At 52.3% G+C, this 15,120-nt stretch carries 17 protein-coding genes; 7 read left to right on the top strand and 10 right to left on the bottom strand.

Annotated features, from left to right (window positions below; translation table 11 throughout):
• Positions 1-188: 188 nt before the first annotated feature.
• The 4 genes from AB1757_09450 (at position 189) to AB1757_09435 (ending at position 3,658) form a co-directional block, all read left to right on the top strand.
• Positions 189-608, top strand: a complete 420-nt coding sequence (locus AB1757_09450; protein MEW6127252.1) for a DUF302 domain-containing protein — start codon at positions 189-191, stop codon at positions 606-608.
• A gap of 303 nt (positions 609-911) precedes the next feature.
• Positions 912-1,571, top strand: coding sequence for an alpha/beta family hydrolase (locus tag AB1757_09445; protein ID MEW6127251.1), 660 nt, complete (start codon positions 912-914; stop codon positions 1,569-1,571).
• Between the two features lie 39 nt (positions 1,572-1,610).
• Complete coding sequence (locus tag AB1757_09440; GenBank protein MEW6127250.1) at positions 1,611-2,270, top strand: phosphoribosyltransferase; 660 nt, start codon at positions 1,611-1,613, stop codon at positions 2,268-2,270.
• A gap of 41 nt (positions 2,271-2,311) precedes the next feature.
• Positions 2,312-3,658, top strand: coding sequence for an erythromycin esterase family protein (locus AB1757_09435; GenBank protein ID MEW6127249.1), 1,347 nt, complete (start codon positions 2,312-2,314; stop codon positions 3,656-3,658).
• An 11-nt stretch (positions 3,659-3,669) separates the two neighbouring features.
• Here the strand turns inward: AB1757_09435 and AB1757_09430 are convergent, their stop codons facing one another.
• A complete protein-coding gene (locus AB1757_09430) occupies positions 3,670-4,386 on the bottom strand; it encodes a patatin-like phospholipase family protein (GenBank protein ID MEW6127248.1) in 717 nt (238 codons plus the stop codon).
• A gap of 24 nt (positions 4,387-4,410) precedes the next feature.
• Here AB1757_09430 and AB1757_09425 point away from each other — a divergent pair, with 24 nt between their 5' ends.
• The 3 genes from AB1757_09425 (at position 4,411) to AB1757_09415 (ending at position 6,040) form a co-directional block, all read left to right on the top strand.
• Positions 4,411-5,271: a DUF374 domain-containing protein gene (locus AB1757_09425; GenBank protein ID MEW6127247.1), complete on the top strand. Its 861-nt coding sequence runs from the start codon at positions 4,411-4,413 to the stop codon at positions 5,269-5,271.
• A gap of 70 nt (positions 5,272-5,341) precedes the next feature.
• Complete coding sequence (locus tag AB1757_09420) at positions 5,342-5,746, top strand: ankyrin repeat domain-containing protein (GenBank protein ID MEW6127246.1); 405 nt, start codon at positions 5,342-5,344, stop codon at positions 5,744-5,746.
• Positions 5,747-5,767: 21 nt separating this feature from the next.
• Positions 5,768-6,040 carry a cupin domain-containing protein gene (locus AB1757_09415; GenBank protein ID MEW6127245.1) on the top strand — a complete coding sequence of 91 codons (273 nt, stop codon included), beginning with the start codon at positions 5,768-5,770 and terminating at the stop codon, positions 6,038-6,040.
• Positions 6,041-6,345: 305 nt separating this feature from the next.
• Here the strand turns inward: AB1757_09415 and hypE are convergent, their stop codons facing one another.
• From hypE to AB1757_09370, 9 genes are read right to left on the bottom strand one after another with little or no spacing between them, the layout of a single operon-like run.
• Complete coding sequence (gene hypE / locus AB1757_09410) at positions 6,346-7,401, bottom strand: hydrogenase expression/formation protein HypE (protein MEW6127244.1); 1,056 nt, start codon at positions 7,399-7,401, stop codon at positions 6,346-6,348.
• 3 nt (positions 7,402-7,404) lie between these two features.
• Positions 7,405-8,517 carry a hydrogenase formation protein HypD gene (gene hypD / locus AB1757_09405; protein MEW6127243.1) on the bottom strand — a complete coding sequence of 371 codons (1,113 nt, stop codon included), beginning with the start codon at positions 8,515-8,517 and terminating at the stop codon, positions 7,405-7,407.
• Positions 8,514-8,768 carry a HypC/HybG/HupF family hydrogenase formation chaperone gene (locus AB1757_09400; GenBank protein MEW6127242.1) on the bottom strand — a complete coding sequence of 85 codons (255 nt, stop codon included), beginning with the start codon at positions 8,766-8,768 and terminating at the stop codon, positions 8,514-8,516. The genes hypD and AB1757_09400 overlap by 4 nt, the downstream gene beginning before the upstream one ends.
• Before the next feature lie 3 nt (positions 8,769-8,771).
• Positions 8,772-11,204, bottom strand: a complete 2,433-nt coding sequence (gene hypF, locus AB1757_09395) for a carbamoyltransferase HypF (GenBank protein ID MEW6127241.1) — start codon at positions 11,202-11,204, stop codon at positions 8,772-8,774.
• A gap of 35 nt (positions 11,205-11,239) precedes the next feature.
• On the bottom strand, positions 11,240-11,725 hold the full coding sequence (locus AB1757_09390) for a hydrogenase maturation protease (protein ID MEW6127240.1): 486 nt from the start codon (positions 11,723-11,725) through the stop codon (positions 11,240-11,242).
• A gap of 28 nt (positions 11,726-11,753) precedes the next feature.
• Positions 11,754-13,043 (bottom strand): Ni/Fe hydrogenase subunit alpha, encoded by a 1,290-nt coding sequence (locus AB1757_09385; protein ID MEW6127239.1) that lies wholly within the window; start codon positions 13,041-13,043, stop codon positions 11,754-11,756.
• The gene (locus AB1757_09380) at positions 13,033-13,806 is read right to left on the bottom strand and encodes an oxidoreductase (GenBank protein MEW6127238.1); all 774 of its coding nucleotides are present in this window, start codon (positions 13,804-13,806) and stop codon (positions 13,033-13,035) included. Before AB1757_09380 ends, AB1757_09385 begins: the two co-directional genes overlap by 11 nt.
• A 2-nt stretch (positions 13,807-13,808) precedes the next feature.
• Complete coding sequence (locus AB1757_09375) at positions 13,809-14,675, bottom strand: FAD/NAD(P)-binding protein (GenBank protein ID MEW6127237.1); 867 nt, start codon at positions 14,673-14,675, stop codon at positions 13,809-13,811.
• Positions 14,659-15,120, bottom strand: coding sequence for a cyclic nucleotide-binding domain-containing protein (locus tag AB1757_09370; GenBank protein ID MEW6127236.1), 462 nt, complete (start codon positions 15,118-15,120; stop codon positions 14,659-14,661). Before AB1757_09370 ends, AB1757_09375 begins: the two co-directional genes overlap by 17 nt.

Raw genomic sequence — 15,120 nt, 5'->3', positions numbered from 1 at the left:
TTGGTTAATGCCACTGCTGTTTTTTATCGGCTATCTCATTCTGATGCGCTGGGTGTTACCCAGGTTTGGGGTTTCGACCTGAGCCGCCAATTCCTGCAAGGTCGAGTTTCGACCGGAAGATGACCCTGAGTCCAAAGCGCCTTGAGATTTTTTGAAAGGAGAAAATTTAACCGATAAGGAGAGAATTTATGAGCGAATCATCAATTTCAACAGCCAAAAACGACTTGAAGTATGGCTATGGTCGCACGCTTGACCTGCCATTTCCTCAAGCCATCGAACGCGCCAAAACGGTTTTGCAAGCGGAAGGTTTTGGCGTGCTTTGCGAAATCAATATCAAAGACAAGCTCAAAGAAAAACTGGGCGTCGAGTTTAATGATTATGTGATTTTGGGCGCTTGCAATCCGCCCATCGCTTATCAAGCCTTGCAAGCCGAACCCGATTTAGGGTTGCTGTTGCCCTGCAATGTCGTGGTGTATGAAAAGCAGGGTCAATCATTCGTTGCAGCGATTGATGCGGCAAAGATGCTATCGATTGTCGGCAACCCGGCGCTCGCCGGCGCAGCCGAGCAGGTCAATGAAAAACTCCGCCGCGCCATTGATAATCTATAAAAGTCAGCTTTGAAATCCGCGCTTCATGCAGCACGCTGCGTGAAGCGCCCGTTTTCCGCTTCACACCTTGCCTGCGGTTGGTTTTTTGCAGCGCGGTTTAGTCCGGCAATGACGGGCTTTAACACCGCATTGGTTAGCGAGTTGTAGGTTTTGGCAACTGTGCCAATCGACGGTTAAAGGTGTGCCCGGTGAGCCAAATGATCGGTTCTTCCGTTTTGTGTAACGTTTACCCAAATTTTCCCCAATTACCCGCAAAATCCCAAGGAACAATTCTTGCTAATCAACCTCCGGGAGGTGTTGGTTATGAAAATGCACGCGCAACATAGTGTTTTCATTCCTTCCGGTACAGTAGAACTCGAAGGCGAGTTAATCCTGCCACACGAAACCTCAGGCGTTGTGTTATTCGCGCACGGCAGCGGCAGCAGTCGGCACAGTCCGCGCAATCAATATGTCGCGCGAACCATCCGTGAAGCAGGGATTGGCACGTTGTTATTCGATTTATTGACCAAAGAGGAAGAACGAATTGATTTAGTTACCCGTCATTTGCGTTTCGACATTCATTTATTGGCGAAAAGATTGCTGGATGCAACGCAATGGCTGGCAAATTTACCCGATACCAGAGAATTCCAAGTTGGTTATTTTGGCGCCAGCACTGGCGGTGGCGCGGCACTGGTTGCCGCCGCCGAACTCGGCGACCGGGTTGGCGCTGTGGTCTCACGCGGCGGACGACCTGACCTTGCGGGCGACGCGCTCACTCGCGTCAAATCGCCGACCTTGCTGATTGTCGGAGGCTTGGATGATGTCGTGATTGAATTGAACGAAACGGCTTATCGACAACTGCAATGCGAAAAAGAGCTACAGATTGTGCCGGGCGCTACGCATCTTTTTGAAGAGCCGGGAACTCTCGAAGCAGTCGCGCATCTGGCGGCAGCCTGGTTCAAAAAATATTTATCAACGAAATAAGGCGAGACTTTTTGTCCTGCTTTTCATAGGAGGAAAGCTATGGCAGATAAATTTCAAAACCGAGTTGAAGCCGGTCGCGCTTTGGCAGAAAAGCTCAAAGGCTATGCCAACCTTAGTGAGGTTGTGGTGCTGGCGCTTCCGCGAGGCGGCGTGCCGGTCGCTTTTGAAGTGGCGAAAACCCTCAACGCGCCGCTCGATATTTTTGTGGTTCGCAAACTCGGACTTCCCGGTCAGGAAGAATTGGCGATGGGCGCGATAGCCAGTGGCGGGGTGCGCGTCCTCAATCAGCAGTTGGTGAATTATCTGAACATTCCCGAAGAGTTGATTGACAGGGTTGCGGCACAGGAACAACAAGAACTTGAACGACGCGAACAGCTTTATCGAAATCATCGCCCGGCTCTTGAGGTTGATGGACGGACAGTAATTTTGGTTGATGATGGCTTAGCCACCGGTTCAACCATGCGCGCGGCGGTCGAGGCGCTACGCCAGCTCGCCCCTGCGCGTATCATCATTGCGGTTCCGGTTTCGCCGCCCAATGTGTGCAGGGAATTTAGCCGAATCGCCGATGAATGCATTTGCGCGCTCACTCCGCAATTTTTCGGTGGGGTTGGCAAATGGTATCGCGATTTTTCGCAAACAACCGATGAAGAAGTTCGCGATTTACTGGAACGCGCCCGGCGAAAACAGCAGACCGCGTAAAGCGAAACCTGAAGATTATTTTCTGTAAAGGAGGTGAAACGATGATTAATGTCGATACCATTATTTTAACTGATGTCTTGCGCGTAGCGGCGCATCCGCTCGAAGCTTCGATGGAAGATTACGACCCGTTGATGAATTTGATTGGCGATGCGCGATTGGTTTTGCTTGGCGAAGCTTCGCACGGCACACACGAATTCTATAAAGAGCGCGCGCAAATCACCAAGCGGTTGATTAACGAAAAAGGCTTTAATGCGATTGCCGTCGAAGCGGATTGGCCTGATGCCTATCGCATCAATCGCTATGTGCGCGGCGAGAGCGCCGACGCGGAAGCCATAGATGCTCTCGATGGCTTTAAACGATTTCCTGCCTGGATGTGGCGCAATGCTGATGTGCTGGATTTCATCGGCTGGCTGCGCGCCCATAATGAATCGCTCAAGGGGAAAGCCGTCATGAGCGGTTTTTACGGGCTTGATTTGTACAGCCTGCACACCTCCATCGAAGCGGTGTTGAATTATCTGGATAAAGTTGACCCTGGGGCAGCCGCAGCGGCGCGGCGGCGTTATTCATGTTTCGAGCATTTTGGTGAGGAGCCACAAGAGTACGGTTATGCGGCAACCTTCGGTCTGGCGCAGTCTTGCGAGCGGGAAGTTGTACAACAGTTAATCGAAATTCAACGTCAAGCCCGTCACTACGCCAGCCTTGATGGTCGCATTGCCGCAGACGATTTCTTTTATGCCGAGCAGAATGCGCGTTTGGTGAAAAACGCTGAAGAGTATTATCGCAAGATGTTTCAAGGGCGCATCTCTTCATGGAATCTCCGCGACCGTCATATGGCGGAAACCCTGCACGCGCTCATCGCGCATCTGGAACAGCAGGATGGTTATGCGAAAGTGGTTTTGTGGGCGCACAATTCACACCTTGGCGATGCGCGAGCCACCGATATGGGTCGCGCCGGCGAATTAAATGTCGGTGAACTGGTGCGCGAGCGTTATCACGGCGATGCAGTGCTGGTCGGGTTCACCACCTACAGCGGTACGGTTACGGCGGCGTCCAACTGGGGCAGACCGGCTGAACGCAAACGGGTTCGTCCGGCGCTCACCGGAAGCTATGAAGCGGTATTTCATGAAGTGGGGATGCCACGATTTATGCTGAACCTACAAGAGGCAAGCCGCGCTGCCAGAAGTTTGCGCGAACCGATGCTGGAGCGCGCCATCGGAGTTATCTATTTGCCTGAGAGCGAACGCCAGAGCCATTACTTTCGGGCGCGTCTGGCAAATCAATTTGACGCCGTTCTGCACTTTGATGAAACGCGAGCCGTCGAACCGTTGGAGCGCACATCGGAGTGGGAAGCGGGTGAAGCGCCTGAAACTTTTCCCTCAGGGATATAGAAAAAACGGCTTCAGGCAGCCCGGTGAATGAACAACCGTTTGAGCGCCTGATGCGTGGCTTGTTCCCCTGCGGCAATCATCAATTCAACGGCTTTTTTTCCCGGCACGTAACCTCTGTGCGGAATTGCCGGGGTGACGAGCATATCGGTGTGATGCAGTGCGCGGCGATAATGCGACGGGTAGATTCGCTGCCTTTGCGAATGCGTCGGGTGAATGCCAACGCTGCGGAGCAACGAACTCAGTTCCCACACATCCGACCCGATGACGAAATCCGCGCCCATCTCGCGACAGGACACCGATGGCAACACACAAGCGATACCGCCATCTTTCAAACGTTGACCTTCGCGTATGACTGCGCCGCGCACGCCGCGCATCGCACAACTGGCGCTGATTGCCGATGGCAGATGACCGTCCTTAATGGTAACGACTTTTTTAGTTGGGACGTGAGTGGCGATGGCAGCAAATGGCAGCCGTAATTCTTTGAAGGTTTCAGGAAATCGTTCGGCGCAGAATTTTTCCAGGGTGTCGCCGTGCAACAATTTGAACCAGACGACGGAACGCGCCAGGTCGGCAAGGTCTTGCCAGGTCATTCCCGCAGCCAGCGCCGCGCCGATAAGACTACCGGCGCTGGTTCCTGTTATAATTTCGGGCTGAATACCAACTTCGGTTAAGGCTTTGACGACTCCTATATGTGCAAGTCCGCGAACCGAACCACCGCTCAAAGCCAAACCGATTCTTCGAGAGCGTAAATCATGCAACCTGTACTTCACAACGATGAATTATACACAAACCATGAATACACTGGTGAAAAATCTTGTGAAGCGTTGCAACGGCTCGAAGAAATTTTGCAACGCTTGAAACAATCGGGCGAAGTGACCACGACGCACAATCCTGAAAGCCAGAGAAATTTATGGACACGCTCATTTGATACCATCCTCGCATTTTTTCGTGAACATCTTCCGTTCATTCATCGCCTCGGCGCAACTTTGTCTGCTCTGGGTTTGCGCGTTTACGCTCGCCTGGTCGCTTTCACTTCGCGGCTCACCGCAACGGGCGCATATCGGTTTCCCAATCTTCCTGCGCCGGCGGTGATTGCCCTCTGGCATGGATGCGCGCCTTCGCTTTTAGTGGCATTTGCCAAACACCCGCTCAGCGCACGAACAGCGATTATGGTTGCGCGAGATGCGCGCGGCGATGCGCTGGCTTTATTGTGCAGGTGGTTAGGACTTGAAGTGGTGCGCGGCGATAGTTCCGGGCAGGGGTGGAAAGCTTTAGGTGAACTTGCGCGGGTCATCGAACAGGGCGGTTATGTGTTGATGACCGCAGATGGTGGCGGACCTGCGCGAATTGCCAAGGTGGGAGCCGTTGCGCTGGCATCTGCGACCCGCGCGCCTTTGATTCCGCTCGGCGCAGATTGCCGTCCGGCGATTGCCGAACGACATAAATGGGATGCGGCGCGAAATCCCGTGCCTTTCGGTCGTATCGTTGTGGCAACTGATGAATCAATGGTTTTAGCAACGCTTGCAGATGAAAAATTAATCGAAGAGGCGCAGTTGAGGTTGCAAGCAAAACTCAATCAAATTTCCGAAGCGGCATCGCAAATTTTGGCGTGACCGGCAAACCGGCTTGAAAATCAAGCTTCGCTGCGATAAACAACCATCAGTCTCAACAGATGAATTGCCTATGACAGACCAAACCACAAATGAACATGATGAATTTCTGGAAGCCGCCGGGCTTGGACAATATGAGCGCGTGATAGCGTTATTGAATCAAGGGCTTGAGGCTGACGTTAAGGACGAAAGCGGCGCGACCGCTTTGATGCACGCGGTTAAAGGCGAACACCTCGAAACCGTTCGCCTGCTTATCGAACGCGGCGCCAATCGCAATGCCAAAGGCAAGTATCTGGGTTTTAATCCAATCGTTTTCGCTGTCAAAGCGAGCAACGCAGATATTCTTGAACTGTTACTCAACGATAACCGGGAGGCGGCGCTCGCTGATTTGCAATTCGCTTTCGGAGTCGCGCAACTGCTCAAAAACCAGCGGGTGATGGAATTATTAAAGCAGGCGATTGCCCGCAAGAGCGATTGAATTTTGGGAGCAAAGATATTGATGGTTGATGTAGATAAAATTTCCGAAGATTGGCAATCGCGGGGGTTCAGTTGCGGCGTGTGGGTAGACCCGCCCGGTCAAACTTGGGAAGACTTCGTGCATGCGATGGATGAGTTGGTGCTCGTTCTGGAAGGCGAAGTTGAATTTGCAATCGATGGCAAAATTTATCATCCGCAAATTGGCGAAGAACTGTTGATTCCCGCGCGCGCTTTGCACTCGGTTCGCAATCTCGGCAACACCACATCGCGCTGGTTGTACGGATACAAGCGATGAAGAGGTGAAAAGGTGAAGAGGTGATTTTATCGTTTCACCGAAAGCCCGCGGGTTCTTCATCAATGAAGTGGTTTAATTGTTTGACTGGAAACCATCGGATTTACATTCAAGGTTGATTTCCCAGCGGATGCGGCGGATCGCGCGGATGAAGACGGATGGATATTTATAAATCGAATACAATATTGAGTGCTTCATAACATACCCGTCCTCATCCGCTCAATCCGCGTTATCCGCTGGGAATGTCCCGTCAAATAAATCCCGGTGATTTTCCGTCCTAATCATTCATTCCCGAAAATGATTTTCTGTTAGCAGATGCGCGGCAGTTGTTCACCGCTGAACATATCAACGATGCGGTTGCCGCCGATGCGACTTTTCATCGTCACAATCGCTTGCGGCGCGGCGGCGACTTTGCCAACCACGCAAGCGCCTTCGCCAAACTGATGCGCGGTCAACACACGCAACGCTGCATCGGTTTGCGAGGCGGGAATAAACAACACAAAGCGCCCTTCGTTTGCCAGATAAAGCGGGTCAAATCCTAAAATTTCACACGCCCCGCGCACATCTTCGCGAACCGGAATGAAACGCTCTTCGACATGAACATTCACACGCGCTGCTTCAGCGATTTCAACCAGGGCGCTTGCCAGTCCTCCGCGTGTCAGGTCGCGCAGACAATGAATCTCAAGTCCTGCGCCAAGCAACTGGGCAACTAACCCGGCGAGCGGCGCGCAATCGCTTTCAATCTCGCTTTCAAATTCCAAGCCTTCGCGCTTTGCCATAATCGCAATGCCGTGACGACCTAAATCGCCGCTGATTAAAATCGCATCGCCGCTTTGGACACTCGCGGGCGCAATCGTCAACTCATGTTCGATAATGCCGACGCCAGCGGTATTGATAAAGATGCCGTCGCCTTTGCCTTTATCAACAACTTTGGTGTCGCCGGTCACCAGTTGCACCCCCGCCGCATCTGCCGCTTCGCGCATGGATTGAATGACGCGCCACAGGGTTTCCATCTCTAAGCCTTCTTCGAGGATGAACCCGGCGCTCAGGTAAAGCGGACGCGCGCCGCACATCGCCAAATCATTTACGGTGCCGTTAATCGCCAGCGTTCCAATATCGCCGCCGGGAAAAAAGAGCGGGCGTACAACATAGGAATCGGTCGTGAAAGCGAGTTTCGCGCCGCCAACGTTCAGCGTCGCGCCGTCGTGACGAACGCCAAGCAATGAATTGTGAAATGCCGGGACGAACATCTGTTCAATGAGTTGGTGCATCAATTTTCCGCCGCCGCCGTGCGCCAGCATCACCTGTGGATATTGCGAAATCGGAATCGGACAAGCCAGCGTAAATTCTTTTCCGTTTTTCATCGCTTATACCTCCGCCTGGGTTGCCATCAGTTCCACGCGGCGATAGCGGAAATAAGCGGCGCACGCGCCTTCGTTCGATACCATCGGCGCGCCGAGCGGATTTTCAGGCGTACAGCGGGTTCCAAATGCTGAACACTCGTTCGGTTTTTTGACCCCCTGCATAATCAACCCGCTGATGCACTCGGACGGTTCTTCAGCCGTATAACTCGCCACACCGAATTTTTGCTCGGCATCATACGCCTGATATTTTTCCTGCATCCCCAAGCCGCTTTCGGCAATTTCACCGACGCCGCGCCATTTGCGTGGCACAATCCGAAAAACTTCGCGAATGATTTGTTGCGCCGGTTCATTGCCGGTCTTGCGAACCGAACGGGCATATTGATTTTCGACTTCGGCGCGTTCCTCTTCGAGTTGCCTGATGCACATATAAACGCCCTGCAAAATGTCTAACGGTTCAAAACCCGTCACGACAATCGGAACCTGGTATTTTGCCGCAATCGGTTCGTATTCGGTATAACCCATGATGGTGCAAACGTGACCGGCGGCAAGAAATCCCTGCACGCGGGTGAGCGGCGAAGAGAGAATCGCTTCCATTGCGGGCGGCACCAGGACATGCGAAACCAGTATGGAAAAATTTTTGATGCCCTGGGCGTAAGCTTGATAAACCGCCATGGCGTTTGCGGGCGCAGTGGTTTCAAAGCCGACGGCAAAAAATACGATTTCTTTCGCAGGGTTTTCCCGGGCGATTTTTAAACAATCGAGCGGCGAATAAACGATGCGCACATCGCCGCCCGCGGCTTTCACCAAAAATAAATCTTTCTGACTTCCCGGCACGCGCAACATATCGCCGAACGAACAGAAGATGACATCCGGGCGTGAAGCGATTTCGATGGCTTTATCAATGAGTTCAATCGGGGTCACACACACGGGGCAACCGGGACCGTGAACCAGGGTGATATTTTTCGGCAATAATTCATCAATGCCGAATTTGACAATCGCGTGCGTTTGCCCGCCGCAAATTTCCATAATCGTCCATTCTTTGGTGGTGACGCGGGCGATGGCTTCAACAAATTGTTTGGCGGCAATGGCGTCGCGGTATTCATCAACGAATTTCATGCTGCACCTCCTTCCTGCAACTCTTCGAGTTCGCCGATGGCTTTCAAATACTCGAAAACCTGATTGGCTTCCTGTTCATCAACGATGCTGATGGCAAAACCGACGTGAACCACGACATAATCGCCAGGTTTCGCTTCCGGCACATAACTCAAGTTCACCTCTTTGACGATGCCACCGAAATTGACTTTGCCACTTCGTAAAAGATCATCGCCGCGAATACTCATAATTTTTCCGGGAACCGCTAAACACATAGCTTACTCCTCTTTCATGGTGTGAATGGTTGCAAACGCCTGCCCCAACGCAATGCCGCCATCATTTGGTGGAATGCGTTGATGCCAGTAAGGGCGAAAGCCTTCCTCGCGCAAGCGCGCAACCGCTCGTTCAGTTAAATATTTATTTTGAAAACATCCGCCGGTTAAAACCACACATTGTTCGCCGATAAGCCTGGCGATACTGACAATCGCTTCGACCAGTGTGTTATGAAATTTCACAGAGATTTCTGCAACCGGAATCTGCTTGCGCCAGTCTTCAATAATTCCAAGTATCATCGGTTGCCAATCGAATATCAGTCTGGAGTCTGGAGTCTGGAGTCTGGAGTCATTGGCTTCAAGTGATGAGTGGTGAGTGATGAGTGATGAGTGACACTTATTATTACGCAATTCGCAGCAGGCTTGAGCCTCTCCCGCAATCCGCAATTGATAAGCGTTGTTGCTTGTGGTGCCGTCAAGCGCGAATTCCAGTTGCATTGCCGCTTGCCCCTCGAATCTGACGCGCTGATAGAGGTTGATGATTGCGGCGACAGCATCGAATAAACGTCCGGCGCTTGAGGTCAGTGGCGCATTGATTTGCTTTTGCAGCATCTGCTTTAACAGCGAAAGCTCTTCTGCGGTAAAAGCGCCAACCGGCGCGAGTTCATCCATCGCAAAAACCGCGTCGCCGAAAATTTCATAGAGCAAGCCAAGCGCAATGCGGCGCGGTTCTTTGATTGCCCGATCACCGCCCGGCAGATGAAAGGCGCGAAAGTGCGCCACACGTCGATATGCGCCATCCGACACTTGCAAAAATTCACCGCCCCAGATGGTTCCATCCGTTCCGTAACCTGTGCCGTCCCACGCCACGCCCAGCGCGCTTTCTGCAATCTCATTTTCCGCCAGACAAGCCATTACATGGGCAAAATGGTGTTGAATGCTTGTGATTGGTACATCCGAAGCTTTGGCAAATTTGGTTGACAGATAATCCGGGTGCGCATCGCAAGCGATTTGTGCGGGTTCGGCTTCGTAGAGGTTTTTGAAACTTGCAATCACTTGTTGAAAAGCGCCGTAAGCCTCGGCGGTTTCCAAATCGCCAATGTGCTGGCTGAGAAAAATTTCTTTGCCGACGGCAAGCGCCACAGTGTTTTTTAAATGCGCGCCGGTTGCGAGAATGACTTTCGATGTTTCTTTCAAATGCACAGGCAGCGGCGCAAAACCGCGCGCCCGCCGCATCACCAGTTCGCGCCCCGCCATCACCCGCACAATCGAATCATCGACGTGACGCGCAATCGGACGATTGTGAACCAGAAACACATCGGCAATATTTTTTAATCGTTCAAGGGCTTCAAATTCATCAATGCAAATCGGCTCATCGGAAAGATTGCCGCTGGTTGCCACGACCGGAAATCCCAGTTCATTCATCAACAAGTGATGCAAAGGCGTATAGGCAAGCATCACGCCAAGATAAGGATTATCGGGAGCCAGCACATCAGAAAGTCTGGAGTCTGGAGTCTGGAGTCCGGAGTCTTTTGGTTTTCGCTTGAGCAAGATGATTGGCGATTCCGATGAAACGAGCATTCGCGCTTCAAGGTCAGAGACCTGGCAAAGGGCTTTGATGGAGGCGAGCGACGGGCACATCAGGGCGAAGGGTTTTTCTTCGCGGCGCTTACGCTGGCGTAAATTTTTTACCGCTTCATCATTTCGCGCATCGACCATCAAATGAAATCCGCCCAAGCCTTTCACTGCAACCACTGCGCCTTGTCTGATGGCATCGGCAGCGGCAAGCAAAGCTCTATCTTTAGCGGCGATTGATTTGCCTTCACGGTTCCAGAGTTCGAGTTGTGGCCCGCACGCGGGACAGGCATTGGGCTGCGCGTGAAAGCGGCGGTCGAGCGGGTTTTCATATTCCGTTTTGCAGGCTTCGCACATCGCGAATTTTTTCATCGTGGTGCTCACGCGGTCGTAAGGCAGGGCTTCGATGATGGAAAAACGCGGCCCGCAATTGGTGCAGTTGGTGAAGGGATAACGATAGCGGCGATTGGTTGGGTCAAATATTTCGCTGAGACAATCTTTGCAGGTGGCGATGTCCGGCAAAACGATAGCGGTCTTTGCACCCGCGTCGTCGCTTTTGATGATTTCAAATTTCGTAAAGCCTTTGGCGTCGAGAAACGCCGATTCGAGGCTTTGAATAAACGATTGCGGCGGTTTTTCGGGTTCGATGCGCAGCAGAAAGTTTTCGAGTTGTTGGCGCTCGCCTTCGACTTCGATAAATACGCCTTGCGCCGAATTGTTGACCCAACCTGTGAGCCTGAGTTCCAAAGCCAACCGATAAATGAATGGTCGAAAGCCCACACCTTGAACCGCGCCGCGAATCGTTAGTCGCAAACGACTGCGGCTTTCGACACCACTCACCGGTTGTGCCATTTCACCTTGCATGAATTTATCTCTGATTTTTTTCGCGAATGACTATCTTAAACCGATTTTATCAATTGCGCCTGTTGCGCGAGGCGCAAAATTTCCGATTCAACTTCTCGCGCTGCCCGTTCAACCGCCGATGATAAGCCTTCGCCCATCGTAAAATTTTCGCCTTCGATGCCGTAAATCAATAATCGTTCGGGCAGTTGATGTAAAACTCGCGCCATCTCTATCGCTTCGGCAAGGCTGAATGCGTGAGTTGAATAATTAAAAAAATTCGTGGGAATTTTTTGCGCATTCGCATTCAGCCGGTGAATCGTTCCGACGGTTGCGCCTGAACTCACCGCATCAATGATAATGACGGAATTTTTATCTTTCAGCATTTCCATCAATGCAGCGCCTTCGCCGCTGTGTGCGATGATTTCACAATCATCCGAAAGTTTCGCGCACAACCGCGAAGCGATGATTAACCCCACCGCATCATCGTGGCGATAGCGATTACCGACTCCGATGATTAAAGTTTTTATCGTTTGCTCAAGCATTCATTTAGCGCCATCAAGTCAGTAGACCTTATTCGCGCTCGATTTCCAGTCGTAAAAAATGGGTCGCGCAAGAGATGCAGGGGTCGTAATTGCGCACAGCCTGTTCGCATCGCCAGGTCAGTTCATTCTGGTCAAGCGCGATGTGCGCGGGCACAAACGCCCGCAAATCCTGTTCAATGGTCTGCTGATTTTGCGAGGTCGGCGGAACGATTTTCGCATCCGCCACCAAGCCTTGCTCATCAAACTTGTAGCGATGAAAACAGATGCCGCGCGGCGCTTCGGTGCAACCATAGCCGGTTGCAGATTGCGGTTCCAAATCAATCGCCGCGCGTTCAGGCATCTCGTAATTTTCAATGATACGAATTGCTTCATCGAAAGCGTAAAGCGTTTCAACGGCGCGAACAATGATGCTTTTAAAAGGATTGTTACAGGTATGCGTGAGTCCTGCGGCGCTGGCGGCGCTTTTAGCGAGCGGCGACAATTTATCGAAATTCAAATTGTACCGCGCTAAAGGTCCGACGAAATACGCGCCGCGCGCTTTCAGGGTTGACTGCAAAGCGTTGGAATGTTCGACGTGTTCTTCAACGAAATGCGCGTCGTATTGACTGATGTCGATATCTAAACCTTGGTTGGAAACCAACCGCCCTTCATTAAACGGATATTCGCTTTCGTGACGCAGGGCGACGAATTCATAATCGCGTTCAAAATCGGGAAACTCCAAGCCACCGACAAAACGCACCAGGGTTGCGGCTTCATCACGCGCCGTTTTGAGTTGTTCAAGGAGTGGCGCAAGTTCCCGCCGGGTCGGCACGCGATAAAAACCGCCGACGCGAACATTGACCGGATGAATTTCTCTGCCGCCGAGCAGCGCCACTATGGCGTTACCGGCTTTCTTTAATCTGAGCGCCAGTTGCACAATTTCCGGGTGGTCTTTTGCCATCTGCAAGGCATCGGCATAACCGAGAAAATCCGGCGCGTGCAGCATGGCAACATGCAACACATGGCTTTCAATCCATTCGCCGCAATAAATCAGCCGCCGCAAGGCGCGCAGTGCGCCTTCGACCTTTACGCCAAAAGCATTTTCAATCGCGTGAATCGAACTCATCTGATAAGCAATCGGGCAAATGCCGCAGATGCGCGCCGTAATATCAGGGACTTCTGAAAAATGACGTCCGCGAAGAAAGGCTTCAAAAAAACGCGGCGGCTCGAAAATTTTCAACTTCACGTCAACCACTTCATCGCCTTTGAGTTTGACAAACAGCGCCCCCTCGCCTTCGACGCGAGCCAAATATTCGACTTTGATGGTTCTATTTTTCATGCGCTTCACTCTCTTTGCGAAACGGCTCCGCATAAGCGTTGATGCCGCGAAACAGGCGAACCAGTTCCATATCTTGCACACCCATTTTGGCAAATTGCGTGCTTAACGCTCTGGTGTTGGGCGATTCCATCGGCCCGAAACATCCGTAACAACCGCGATGATACGAAGGGCAAAGCGCATCGCAACCGGCGTGCGTCACCGGACCCAGACAAGGCGTGCCGCGCGCCACCATCACGCAAACATTGTTGCGCCTTTTGCATTCGATACAAACCGAGTGCGGCGGCGTGTTGGGTTTGCGGTTATTCAAAAACGCGCTGATGACTTCGATGAGTTGCGTTTTGTTTATCGGGCAACCCTGCAATTCAAAATCGACGAAGACGTGGTCGGAAATCGGCGTCGATTTATTGAGCGTGTGAATGTAATCAGGCGTCGCATAAACGATGGAGATGAATTCGCGCGCGTCTTTGAAATTTCTAAGCGCCTGAATACCTCCGGCAGTGGCGCACGCGCCGATGGTAACGAGGCGTTTCGAGGCGCGGCGCACCTGATGAATGCGTTCGGCATCATGCGGCGTGGTAATCGAACCTTCGACCAACGACAAATCATAGGGGCCACGCACCACTGCCCGCGAGGCTTCGGGAAAATTGGCGATTTCAATTTCCGCCGCAACCGCCAGCAATTCATCTTCGCAATCCAGCAGACTCAATTGACAGCCATCACAGGAAGCGAATTTCCAGACCGCGAGTTTGGGTTTCGCGTGCATAACTAAATCTCCGATTTGCCGAACAGTTCTTGAATCTGCGCGTAGCTGAAAACGGGACCGTCTTTGCAAATAAACGCGCCGCCGTACTGGCAATGCCCGCAAAAACCGATGGCGCATTTCATATTGCGTTCCATCGAAACATAAATCGCTTCGGCGGGCACGCCGCGTTTTTGTAGCGCGTTGATGGTAAATCGCATCATCACTTCGGGTCCGCAAATCATCGCAAGGGTATTTGTCGGGTCAAACGGCGCTTTGGGAATCAAGGTGGTGACCACACCGACATTGCCGCGCCAATCGGGACTGCCGCGGTCAACCGTGATGAAAACTTCGAGGTCAAATCGCGCCCGCCACTCTTCGAGTTCTTTGCGAAAGAGAATGTCCGCAGGCGTGCGTGTGCCGTAAAGCAACACCACTTTACCGAATTTTTCGCGCGCCGCGAGCATCTCGTACATTACCGGTCTGAGGGGAGCAAGCCCGATGCCGCCGGCCACGATGACCACATCATTACCGGTGGCTGCGGCAACCGGCCAGCCGCGACCATACGCGCCGCGAATGCCAACTCTATCGCCGCGTTTTAATTCGCCCAACGCTTTGGTGACGGTTCCGACAACGCGCGTCGTATGCACCAGAGTTTGCGGATTTGCGGGATTGCCGCTGATGGAAATCGGCACTTCACCGACGCCGAAGACGTAGAGCATATTGAATTGCCCGGCAGCAAAAGTTAATTCACTCGCGCCATCAACCGGTTCAAATTCCATCGTGAAGGTGTCGGCGGTTTCGCGCTTCACCCGGCGAATCGCATAAGCGCGCGGCAACATCGCTTCAGCTGAACCTGATATATGCATTTGTTCATCAAGCGTGGGTGCCATAAATATCCAACAGTTGAATGCGCGTCGCTTCGAGTCGCTGCACCATGATTTGGGTAAAGCGTTTCAGCAGTTCATAACCCAAATCATGATTTTCTTCGCATTTCGCGCGAATGCATTTGCCATCAAGTGCAATGGCGCGTGTGAGGGTGATGGCTTGCACATCGAGCGTCCAGCGGTAAGGCGGCACCAGCCATGACCAGCCGAGTATTTCGCCTTCGCCGATGGTTTGCACAACCATCGCGCCGCGAGATGGAGAGGCGACCTGTAAAGAGACCTGTCCATGACGTATGAGATAAAAATGGTCGGCGTTTGCGCCTTCGCGACCGATGAACTCGCCCGCTTCAAAGCGCACATTCGACGCGCAACCGGTGATGAGTTTCAGAAAACTCTCTTCGAGGTTTTTGAAAAAAGGATGCGCCGCCAGCAGCGGTTCAAGAGTTTCCAC

The organism is Acidobacteriota bacterium, from assembly GCA_040754075.1.
In the GTDB taxonomy this organism is placed as follows: domain Bacteria; phylum Acidobacteriota; class Blastocatellia; order UBA7656; family UBA7656; genus JBFMDH01.
Note: the sequence above shows the minus strand (reverse complement) of the source record. Positions and strands in the feature narration are given on the sequence as shown.